Source organism: Nocardiopsis sp. CNT312 (genome assembly GCF_000515115.1).
Taxonomy (GTDB): domain Bacteria; phylum Actinomycetota; class Actinomycetes; order Streptosporangiales; family Streptosporangiaceae; genus Nocardiopsis.
In genome coordinates this window covers 1-9,813 of record NZ_AZXF01000046.1, presented here as the reverse complement: position 1 = coordinate 9,813, position 9,813 = coordinate 1, and the positions used below count along the sequence as shown (strand labels likewise).

11 protein-coding genes and 1 pseudogene are annotated in these 9,813 nt (G+C 67.3%); 7 read left to right on the top strand and 5 right to left on the bottom strand.

What is annotated here, in order from left to right; genetic code table 11:
* The 5 genes and pseudogenes from B042_RS0116760 to B042_RS0116730 all read left to right on the top strand — a co-directional run.
* A partial coding sequence (locus B042_RS0116760) for a group II intron maturase-specific domain-containing protein (RefSeq protein ID WP_028649291.1) occupies positions 1–453 on the top strand: 453 nt, incomplete at its 5' end.
* Positions 454–946: 493 nt separating this feature from the next.
* A complete protein-coding gene (locus B042_RS0116750; RefSeq protein WP_028649289.1) occupies positions 947–1,468 on the top strand; it encodes a DUF6444 domain-containing protein in 522 nt (173 codons plus the stop codon).
* A pseudogene (locus B042_RS26655) lies at positions 1,468–2,334 on the top strand (transposase). Before B042_RS0116750 ends, B042_RS26655 begins: the two are co-directional and overlap by 1 nt.
* Positions 2,335–2,460: 126 nt before the next feature.
* Positions 2,461–3,480, top strand: coding sequence for a cytochrome P450 (locus tag B042_RS23590; RefSeq protein ID WP_081748835.1), 1,020 nt, complete (start codon positions 2,461–2,463; stop codon positions 3,478–3,480).
* Positions 3,480–4,358, top strand: coding sequence for an NAD(P)-dependent oxidoreductase (locus B042_RS0116730; RefSeq protein WP_028649287.1), 879 nt, complete (start codon positions 3,480–3,482; stop codon positions 4,356–4,358). Before B042_RS23590 ends, B042_RS0116730 begins: the two co-directional genes overlap by 1 nt.
* 88 nt (positions 4,359–4,446) lie before the next feature.
* Here the strand turns inward: B042_RS0116730 and B042_RS23585 are convergent, their stop codons facing one another.
* Positions 4,447–5,502: an FAD-dependent oxidoreductase gene (locus B042_RS23585; protein ID WP_051415756.1), complete on the bottom strand. Its 1,056-nt coding sequence runs from the start codon at positions 5,500–5,502 to the stop codon at positions 4,447–4,449.
* A gap of 501 nt (positions 5,503–6,003) precedes the next feature.
* On the opposite strand from B042_RS23585, the gene B042_RS24480 reads away from it, so the two are divergent.
* Together B042_RS24480 and B042_RS0116715 are read left to right on the top strand one after the other, a co-directional pair.
* A complete protein-coding gene (locus B042_RS24480; protein ID WP_028649286.1) occupies positions 6,004–6,378 on the top strand; it encodes a hypothetical protein in 375 nt (124 codons plus the stop codon).
* Positions 6,372–6,812 (top strand): MarR family winged helix-turn-helix transcriptional regulator, encoded by a 441-nt coding sequence (locus B042_RS0116715; RefSeq protein ID WP_028649285.1) that lies wholly within the window; start codon positions 6,372–6,374, stop codon positions 6,810–6,812. Before B042_RS24480 ends, B042_RS0116715 begins: the two co-directional genes overlap by 7 nt.
* 43 nt (positions 6,813–6,855) lie before the next feature.
* On the opposite strand, the gene B042_RS0116710 is transcribed toward B042_RS0116715, so the two are convergent.
* The 4 genes from B042_RS0116710 to B042_RS0116695 form a co-directional block, all read right to left on the bottom strand.
* Positions 6,856–7,488 (bottom strand): DSBA oxidoreductase, encoded by a 633-nt coding sequence (locus tag B042_RS0116710; RefSeq protein WP_028649284.1) that lies wholly within the window; start codon positions 7,486–7,488, stop codon positions 6,856–6,858.
* 64 nt (positions 7,489–7,552) lie between these two features.
* Positions 7,553–8,320: an ABC transporter permease gene (locus B042_RS0116705; RefSeq protein ID WP_028649283.1), complete on the bottom strand. Its 768-nt coding sequence runs from the start codon at positions 8,318–8,320 to the stop codon at positions 7,553–7,555.
* A gap of 2 nt (positions 8,321–8,322) precedes the next feature.
* Positions 8,323–9,315, bottom strand: coding sequence for a daunorubicin resistance protein DrrA family ABC transporter ATP-binding protein (locus B042_RS0116700; protein WP_028649282.1), 993 nt, complete (start codon positions 9,313–9,315; stop codon positions 8,323–8,325).
* Between the two features lie 231 nt (positions 9,316–9,546).
* A partial coding sequence (locus B042_RS0116695) for a transposase (protein WP_028649281.1) occupies positions 9,547–9,813 on the bottom strand: 267 nt, incomplete at its 5' end.

The following is a 9,813-nucleotide window of genomic DNA, read 5'->3' as shown; positions in this document are numbered from 1 at the left end:
ACCCGGATCGTCTACTGCAAGGACGGAAAGCGCGGAGGCTCCTTCGAGCACACGGCGTTCGACTTCCTGGGGTTCACGTTCCGGGCGCGAGGAGTCCGCAGCAGGCATGGGACCGTGTTCACGGGCTTCGGCCCAGCGGTCTCCAAGACCGCAGTGCGAAAGATGGGCGACATGGTGCGGTCCTGGCGGCTGCACCGCCACNCCGCCTTCTCCGAGCAGGATCTCGCACGATGGATCAACCCGATCGTGTCGGGGTGGATGAACTACTACGGCCGGTTCTACCGGTCCGAACTCTATCCGCTGCTCAGACGCATCAACGCCTACCTGGTGCGCTGGATGAGGAAGAAGTACAAACGGTTGAGGACCTTCAAGAGGGCGCTCGCCGCGTGGGAGCGCACGACTCGCCAGTACCCGCGCTTCTTCGCGCACTGGCGATGGGTCCCGGAGTTCTGACGGTGAGGTTGAGAAGAGCCCGGTGACGGGAGACTGTCACGCCGGGATCTGTGGGAGCCCGGAGGTGAGACTCCTCCGGGCGACCCGACCTTGATGTTCAGAAGAGGTGCGGGGAGACCGGTACGGGGCTGTGACCTGCACCTTCAGGATGAAAAAGGCTCGATGTAGCTCCTGAAGAAAAGTGCTGAGGCTGCCGCGGGGAATACCCTGATCAAACAGGTCGGACACGGAGATGCAGCGGCCCTGTTGGCTGACGGTCTCCATTGCGAATCTTCTAATTTGTTGATATTTGTATCCTTTCCCGTTGCGTAGCGGATGAGTGAAGTTCGGTCGAATTTGACTTACATCAGTAGACTCATTCGATGTCAACCCTTCTCCTTGATTGGCTTGCACTCATTGAGTGCAACTGTTCACGTGACCCCTGGGATTCGGGCATAACGGGCAGTACGCCCTGGTCTTCGGGAAACCCCTGCGAGACCGCGACCGAAGCGGAATGATCACCCCCATGGCCTCCTCCGACACTCTGCTCGCGCGCGTGGACAAGCTTGAGGCCGAGTGCAAAGCCCTGCGCGAGGAGAACAATGCGCTGAAGAAGAACGACCAGCTCAAGCGCCGTCTTGGCCAGGACTCCACGAACTCGTCCAAGCCGCCCTCCTCCGACCACAGCGCCACGAAGCCCTCCGTCCAGCGGTCACTGCGCAAACCCTCGGGCCGCAAACCGGGCAAGCAGCCCGGCAGCGGCGGCACCGCCCAGGCCGCCGCACCCGGCCACACCGTGGACCACTACCCCCCGACCTGTCGGGGCTGCCAGCGGGACCTGGACGCCGCCCGACCCGCGGGGGTGCGCCGCTGCCAGGTCTTCGACCTGCCCGAACCAGCCGGGTGGGAGGTGACCGAGCACCGCTACCACCGGATGCGGTGCGCCCGGGGCACCACCACCGTCCCCACCCCCTGCCCGGAGTCAGCGCTCCTACCGCCTACGGTCCCAGGATCAGCGCGGCGGCCGCCCACCTGATGAGCGGCCACCACCTGCCCGTCGAGCGCGCGGCCGAGATCTTCGCCGACGTGTGCGCAGCACACGTCTCTACCGGATGGCTGGCCGCTCTGTCTGCCAGGGCGCACCAGCGCCTGGAGCCCTTCGAGACCGTCCTCAAGGCCGCGATCGCCGCATCGCCGGTCATGCACGCCGACGAGACCGGGGCCCGCGTGGCGGGCGCCAACCACTGGGTGCACGTCGCGGGCACCGATGCGCTCACCTTCTACGGGGTGCACCCCAAACGCGGACGGGAGGCGATGGACGGCTTCGGTATCCTGCCCTCTTTCGCCGGGACGCTGGTCACCGACGCACTGGCCTCCTACGACGTCTAAGGGACCGCGTACCAGTGGTGCTGTGCCCACCTTCTGCGCGAACTCCAAGCCGTGATCGACTTCGAGCCCGAGCACGCTGCCTGGGCCCAGAACATGGCTGATGTGCTGCTCGGTGCCCGTGCCCTGGTCGAACGGTCCAGATCCGAGGGCAGAGCCTGCCTGGAGGAGGAAGAGTCGACCGGGATCGGGGCCGCCTATGGGCGGGGGGTGGCCTTCGCCAAGGCCGGGCCCGACCACCGGCTCGTCAAGCGGTTGGACCAGCGCCGCGGCGACTATCTGAGGTTCGCGGCCGACTTCGCCGTGCCCTTCACCTCCAACACGGCCGAGCGTGACGTGCGGATGGTCAAGGTGCAGGTCAAGGTCTCGGGCGGGTGGCGCACTCTGGCGGGGCCGAGTACTTCTGCCGGATCCGGTCGTTCATCTCCACGGCCAGGAAGCAGGGTCAGACGGTGCTGGCCAAGCTCACCGAGCTGTTCGCCGGGAATGTCTGGCTACCCGCCACCACGTGAATAGTTACGAGGAGTTTGAGGTTATGGCAGCGATAGCTAATCTCCTCTACCAGGATGGAAAGAAGTCACTGGCCCGCGTGGGGGAACGGAGAGAGTGAACTGGCCCGGACCCGGCCGCTCGCCCTGTGGGATGGCCGACCGGAACATGATCACGGCCTACGGGGACGAGCACAGGAGGCTGCGCAAGCTCGTTGCCAAGGCCTTCACCGCCAGGAGGACCGCGGTGCTGGAGCCGCGCATCAGAGCGCTCACTGAGGACCTCATCGCCGATCTCGCGGACACGGTCCCGGGTGAGGCGGTCGACCTCCGCGCCGGGTTCGCCTACCCCCTTCCGATGCGTGTCATCTCCGAGCTGCTGGGTATCACCGGCGACCTCAGGAACGACCTGTTGCGTTGCGACGCCATCCTCGACACCACGGTGTCGTCGGAGACGGCCAAGAAGAACGAGATCGAGCTCTCCGAGCTGCTGCGTAAGTTGGTCGCCGACAAGAGGCGCTCCCCGGGCGAGGATCTCACGAGCGCTCTCCTGGACACCCACGACACCGAGGGAGGCCTCAGCGAGCAGGAACTGCTGGACACGGTCCTGCTCATGTTCACCGCGGGGCATGAGACGACCGTCAACCTCATCGACCACGCGATCTTCCACATGCTCACGCACCCGCGGTTCCTTCCCCTCGTGAGGCGGGGGGAGCTGACCTGGGACCACGTCATCGAGGAGACCCTGCGCGTGGAGGCCCCGTTCGGCAACCTCCCGCTGCGCTACGCAGTCGAGGACATCGACCTGGGGGACGTGCGCATCGCCAAGGGCGAGACCATGACCTTCTCCTTCGCCGGGGCCGGCCGCGACAGGCGGGTGCACGGTGAGGACGCGGACCGGTTCGACCCCTTCCGCGCCACGCGCGCCGAACACGTCTCCTTCGGTCACGGAGTCCACCACTGCCTGGGGGCTCCCCTGGCCAGGCTCGAATCCCGCATCGGGCTCTCCCGGCTCTTCGAGGAGTTCCCCGACATGGAACTGGGCGTCCCCGCCGAGGGGATACGTCCGCTGGAGTCTTTCATCTCCAATGGCCACCGGTCGCTTCCCGTCGTCCTCAGACCTGGGGTGGGGAACGGCGAACCCCGTCAGAAACAAGAAGGAAAAGACAGGTAATGACGAACACCAAGCCCACAGTCGCAGTCCTCGGCCTGGGGATGATGGGGGCGGCCCTCACTGGGGCCCTCCTCCGTAACGGAAACACCACCACCGTCTGGAACCGCTCCGCCGCCAAAGCCGAACCCCTGGTGGCCGAGGGTGCGAACTTCGCCCAGGACGTCTCCGACGCGGTGAAGAGCAGTGAAGTCATCGTGGTCTGCGTCTCCACATACGGCGTCGTGAAGGACCTCCTGGAGCCGGTCGCGTCCGAGATCCGCGGCCGGGTAGTCGTGAACCTGACCTCGGGCACCCCCGAGGAGGCACGCGGGATGTCCGCGTGGGCCGTGCAGGCCGGTATCCGCTACCTCGACGGCGCGATCATGGGCGTGCCCCAGATGATCGGTCTTCCCGAGACACTGATCTTCTACGGAGGCCCCTCCGACCTCTTCGCCGAGCAGGAAGCCCTGCTCAAGGTCCTGGGAGGGGAGGCCGTGCACCTTGGCGAGGACGCCGGGGTCGCCATGATCTACGACCTGGCTCTGCTGAACCTGCTGTGGAGCTCGCTCACGGGCTACCTCCAGGCGCAGGCCCTGGTCAGCACCACGGGCGCGCCCGCCGAGGCCTTCCTGCCGTTCGCCAAGATCTGGATGGAGCAGGTCGTCATGCCCTCCATCCCGGAGTCCGCTGGGGAGGTCGACGCCGGTTCCTACGTCACCGACGTGTCCAGCCTCGACGTGAACAAGGCCGCCATCAAGCACCTGGTGGACACCTGCCGGGAGCTCGGTGTCGACGACGGCATGCCGGTCGCCGTGCAGAAGCTGATCGACAAGAGGGTCTCCCAGGGGCACGGGAACCACAGCCTGGCCAGCCTTTTTGAGGCCCTGCGCCAGAACTGACCGAGGACGGCCTAGGAGCATCCGAGTACCGCCCGGACACGGTCACCGTGTCCGGGCGGCCCTCGGATGCTCTCGGGCCCTCCCGATGTCAGAGCCAGTCAAGGATCTTCCGCGCCGCGTGGGCACCCGATTCCATCGCCCCGTCGACGTATCCAGACCAGCCGGTGGAGATGTCGCTGGTCGCGAAGGCCAGGGCGCCTTGGCGCTGTCGCAGGACCCGTGTCTCCTCGGTGAGCTGGCCGGGCTGCTTGTAGGTCCAACCGCCCAGAGCGTAGCGGTCGCCGCCCCAGTCGTGGCCCCTGACCTCCAGGACCTGGGAGCCGGGGAGGAGGTCGGTGACGGCGGTGGAGATCTGGGTGTGGTCGTTCGTGTCCAGGTCCGGGTTGCAGCTGAAACCGGTCATGAGAATGCCCCGGTCGGTGGTGTCCATCGGAACCAGGCCGGAGAAGAGGTGCCCCGGCTCGGTGTTGACGATCGGCCGGTCGATGTTCCCGGCCAGGTGGACCCAGAACTTCTTAGCGACGGGTACGGAGTAGCCGTCCTCACCCGCTTGGAGGAACTCCGAGCGCAGGAACGGCCAGAAGTTGATGTCACTCCAGACGTTGACCGGGACGGCGATGACGGCCGCGGACGCGCAGTGGACCCTTCTGTGCCGCGTGACCGCGGTGACCCGGCCCCGACTGTGGTAGACGGACCTCACTGGTGAGTTCAGGCGCAGGTCGGCTCCCGAGGTGTCGACCATGTGCTGGAGAACGTCGGTCAGCCCGTTCTGGGGCCGGATGCTGTTGACGCCGTAGAAGGTGTTGATGTCGAAGTCGCTCAGAGCCCACCATTGGGCGATCTGACTGAAGGCGCCACGGTTGGTGGTTCCCCCTTGCCCAGCCGTGTAGGAGTAGAGCCACGCCTCATCCAACGTGGACAGGCCGAGCGAGTCGAGCCTGTCCTGGATGGCGAGCTGGTCGAGCGCGGCGATCCCTCTCGGGGCCGCGAAGGGGTCGTGGGCGTCGGGAAAGACGGTCTCGGTTCCCTCGAAGTAGCGGAGGAGGAGTTCCGCCTGATGGCCGAAGCCCTCTTCCAGGGAGAACTCCGCGTGCCCTCCGCCCTCCGCAGGGAAGATGGTGTGGCTGGGGTTCTCATCGGTCACCGGGAGGGAGTTCGAGCCCTTGGACCTCGGCTCAGATGTTCTGTTGGTTGGGGTGGATCCAGGTGCCGCCGAACTCGACGGGGTGCTCGGTATCCCGGAGGCCCGGATCCCCGAAGACCTCGAGGAACGCAGTGTGCTGTTCCGCTCGGTCAGCTCGGGGCGGCGGTTGTTGGTGGTGCTCGACGACCTGCGATCCCTGGCCGAGGTACGTCCGCTGCTGCCCGGCGACCCGCGCTGCGCAGTCGTGGTCACTGGCTGCACGGACCGGCCGGGGCTCTGCAGGTCGGCCTGGACATGCTTCCGTTCAACGAGGGTGTGGAACTGCTGGCCCGAATGGTCGGGTCAGACCGGGCGGATCTTACCCCGTAGGTCGCCGAGCGGCTGGTTGAGCTGGTTGGCGGTCTTCCTCTGGCGCTGCGTTGCATTGGTTCCCGCCTGGCCACGCCGCCGGGACTGCCCGCGGAAGAGCTGGCGGAGCAGCTCGCGTGGTCGCCGCTGCGGGTGTTGCGGATCGGCGGCCTGGATGTGCGGGCCGCCTTCGATTCCAGTTTCCAGTCGCTGAGCCGCCTGGAAGAGAGCGCCTTCCGCCTGCTGAGCCTGCTACCGGGGGAGCGCTTCTCCATGAAGGCCGCTGGCCAGCTGCTTGGTTGGGAGCCAGCCGGTACACAGCGCGCCCTGGAGCGATTTACCGACAGTCACCTGCTGGAGATGGTGCCCGGCATCGACGGTGAGACCTATTACCGTTTTCCGGCACTGACGCTGAGTTACGCTCGGGAACGGTTGAGTATGTCCCTGACCGGGGAGCCGGACGGGTCTCCGGCCGGGCCCGCCCGCCTGGACCGCGGTTCCCACCCTGACGAGGTGAGCCAGTGCTGACGACCCCTCTCCCCTACCTGCTCGCTTGCGCCAGCACGGTCGCGACGCGCAAGGCCGACGAGCGGCTGCGGCCCTACGACCTGACCATCCGGCAGCACGGGCTGCTCATCCAGCTGCAGGCCGAGCCGGAACTGACCATGTCCGAGCTGGCCCGTCAACTGGGTATCGCCCGTCAGTCGGCGCATCACCTGATCAACGAGCTGGTCGAAGCGGGTTACCTGCGCAGGCGGCCCGGTGCCACCGGAAGGTCTCGCCGCCTGGAGATCACTGATACCGCGCACTACCTGCTCACCCGTATCGAGCGTCCGCTGGAGCTGGTGGAGAGGGAGTTACTGGGGGACCTGTCCCCGAATGAGACCGAGACGCTCCAACTCCTCCTGCAACGGGTGCTGGCCCACGCCACAGACGATGAGGCATGGCTGACGGGCACCTGACCGTCCGACCACCCGCTGTCGAGGGAGTCTTGAGAGAGCGGGCCTAGCGGAGTGTGTCAAGTTCCGGGTCGGCGGGCGCGCCCCTGAGCTCGTGGAAGCCCGGGACGCTTGCCATCAGCAGTGCCCCGTCCCAGAGGTGCCCCGCCTCCTCGCCCCGGGGGACCCGGGAGATGACGGGGCCGTTGAACGCGATCGGTGCCCCAGCGGCATCCCCCGGCGCCGAGACGGCGACGATCGGGGTGCCGGTGCGCTCGCCGAGCAGGGCGACGCCCTCGGCGTGCGAGGCGCGCACCGCATCGTCGTGGGCGTCCGACACCCCCGCACGGGCCAGCTCCGCAGACAGCCCCGCATCGACCAGCGCTGTAGCGGGATCATTGATCCACTTCTTCCCGTCGCCGTCGCCACGTTCCGCCCAGAGCGCGGCGTAGAACTCGCCGAGTGCCTTCTGTCCGTGCTCACGCAGCACCGCCGCGCAGATGCGCACGGGTATCCAGAGGTGGCCCTCGGGGTCGCCTTCCGGATCGTCGTCGCGGCCCTCGTTGAGCACTGCCAGGCTCATGATGTGCCAGCGCACCTCCAAGGGCCGGACCTTCGCCGCTTCCAGGACCCACCGTGAGGTGAGCCAGGTGTAGGGGCAGGCCGGATCGATCCAGAAGTCCACGGTCCGCGTCGTCATGGTCCTTCCTCGTCCTTCCTCGTCGTTCGTTCCCGTGTCCCGCTGATGGGGCCGAGGCCGTGGATCACACCGTGGCGTTGCGCATGCCGCGGATCCCTACCGCGACGCCCAGCACCGCGATGGCGACGGCCGCGATCGTTCCGTACAGCACCGAGACCTCGGCGAAGCGCCCGGCGAACAGGTGGCGTTCCGCCTCGACGACATAGGTCACCGGGTTGATGCGGCTGAGCACGTAGAGCCAGGTCGGTGCCGAGTCCTCGGTGATGGGCAGCAGCACGCCCGACAGGAGCAGCAGCGGGAAGAAGGCCACCTGCTGGATCCCGTAGAACAGCGTCTGCTGTTTCTTGGAATGGATCGCCAGCGTGAACGACAGTGCCCCGATCCCGACGCCGAACACCGTCAGCAGCACCAGCCCGGCCAGTGCACCGAGGGGGTAGAGGTGGAAGCCGGTGGGCAGCAGGATCGCGATGATGAGCAGGGCCTGCGCCAGCAGGATCACGACCTCCTTGAGTGTCCGCCCCACCAGCATCGCGCCCCGGCTCATCGGGGTGACCAGCATACGCTCGAAGGCGCCCGAGACCATCTCGTTGAGCAGGGCGGCTCCGGCGCCCGCGGTGCCCGACAGCCCGAGCAGCACCAGGATGCCGGGGGCGAACCACTGCCAGTGCGACTCCGACCCCTGCCCGACGTCTCCCATGCTCGACAACAGGGGAGCGAAGAGGGCGAGGAACAGGAAGGGCAGCATCATGTTGAAGATGAGGCCGGCCGGCTGGCGCAGCTCCGGAGCCATCTCCCTGGTGAACGCGACCCCGGTGTCATTGATCAACTTCACGGTCAGGCTCCCTGGAACATGGCGGACGGGGCAGAGTCGGCGTCGGCGCTCTCGCGCAGACTACGGCCGGTGAGCGTGAGGAACACGTCGTCGAGGGTGGGCCGGGTGAGGTCGGCGACGGACACCTGCACGCCCTCGTCCTCCAGCCTCCTGAGCAAGCGGGGCAGATGGGCGTCGCCGCCAGTGGTGCGCACACTCACTGCGGTGCCCTCGACGGTGACCTCATGGACGGTCGGCAGCCCGCGGGCGACCTCGGCGGCACGCGCGGCGTCGGTCGCGTCGGCGGTTCCGACCGTGATGCGGTCACCAGCCAGGTCGGCCTTGAGTTTCTCAGGAGGATCGTCGGCGATCACCCGTCCGTGATCGACGATCATCACCCGTTCGGCCCACAGGTCGGCCTCCTCCAGGTAGTGGGTGGTGAAGAAGACCGTGGTGGCGATCTCCTTGTGCAGGCGCAGGATGTGATCCCAGATGTTGGCGCGGCTCTGCGGGTCCAGCCCGGTGGTCGGTTCGTCCAGGAACAGCAGCTCCGGCTCGTGGATCAGCGCGATGGCGATGTCGAGGCGGCGGCGCTGGCCGCCCGACAGGGTGCCCACGGTCCGCTTGGTGAGGCTCTCCAGCTCGAGCGCGGCCAGCAGCTGGTCGGCACGGGCGCGGGCCTCGCTGCGGTTCAGGCCGTAGGCGCGGCCCTGGGTCACCAGCTCGTCAAGGACCCGCAGGGCTGAGCTCGCGCTGTTGCCCTGGCCGAGGTACCCGATGCGGCGGCGCACCCCTGCGGGGTCGGCCAGTACGTCGCATCCGGCGACGGTCGCGGTGCCCGAGGTCGGCGGCAGCAGCGTGGTCAGCATTCGCAGGCTGGTGGTCTTGCCGGCGCCGTTCGGTCCGAGGAAGGCGACCACCGAGCCGGTCTCGACGTCCAAGTCCAGGCCGCGCACGGCCTCGACGGTCTCACCCCTGGCGCGGAAGCTCCGGGTGAGCCCACGGGTGTGGATCATAAGACCCTCCAATTCTCGGTTCGCGGGTCGCGGACAAGGGGTCGGTCGGCTCGGCCCGGTGCCAAGATTCGCTGCAGCCCTTGACAAAACCGAGCCTAGAGCGGTTCATTACGTCATTGTCAGAATGTCTGACGATTATCAGTGGGCCTGCTGAAGTCCGCGCGGTCCCATCGACCCTCGACCGCGTCACCAGCGATCCCCCCGCCTCTCACTGAGCTTTAATTCGTGGTGTTACGGCTCCAAGGACAACCCGGTCCCGGCAAGACACCCCTCGAGCAACTCGGGGCGGTACTGCATGGGTCTGAGCCGGGCACGGATCAGGGCGGCGAGCTGGTCGATACCGCCGGGGACCAGGTTGGCCAGACCGCTGCGCATCGCCGACCACACCCCCTCGACCGGGTTCAGGTCGGGGGCGTAACCAGGCAACTGCTCGACGGCCAGCCACTCCCGCTCTGCGACGCGGCGCCGCATGTCCGCGCTGGTGTGCCGGTTGAGGTT

What these genes read in the sequence shown, in the direction of transcription:
- B042_RS0116730 (WP_028649287.1), top strand. Translation starts at nt 3,480, where the DNA reads ATGACGAACACCAAGCCCACAGTCGCAGTCCTCGGCCTGGGGATGATG.
- B042_RS0116750 (WP_028649289.1), top strand. Translation starts at nt 947, where the DNA reads ATGATCACCCCCATGGCCTCCTCCGACACTCTGCTCGCGCGCGTGGAC.
- B042_RS0116710 (WP_028649284.1), bottom strand. Translation starts at nt 7,488, where the DNA reads ATGACGACGCGGACCGTGGACTTCTGGATCGATCCGGCCTGCCCCTAC.
- B042_RS23590 (WP_081748835.1), top strand. Translation starts at nt 2,461, where the DNA reads ATGGCCGACCGGAACATGATCACGGCCTACGGGGACGAGCACAGGAGG.
- B042_RS0116700 (WP_028649282.1), bottom strand. Translation starts at nt 9,315, where the DNA reads ATGATCCACACCCGTGGGCTCACCCGGAGCTTCCGCGCCAGGGGTGAG.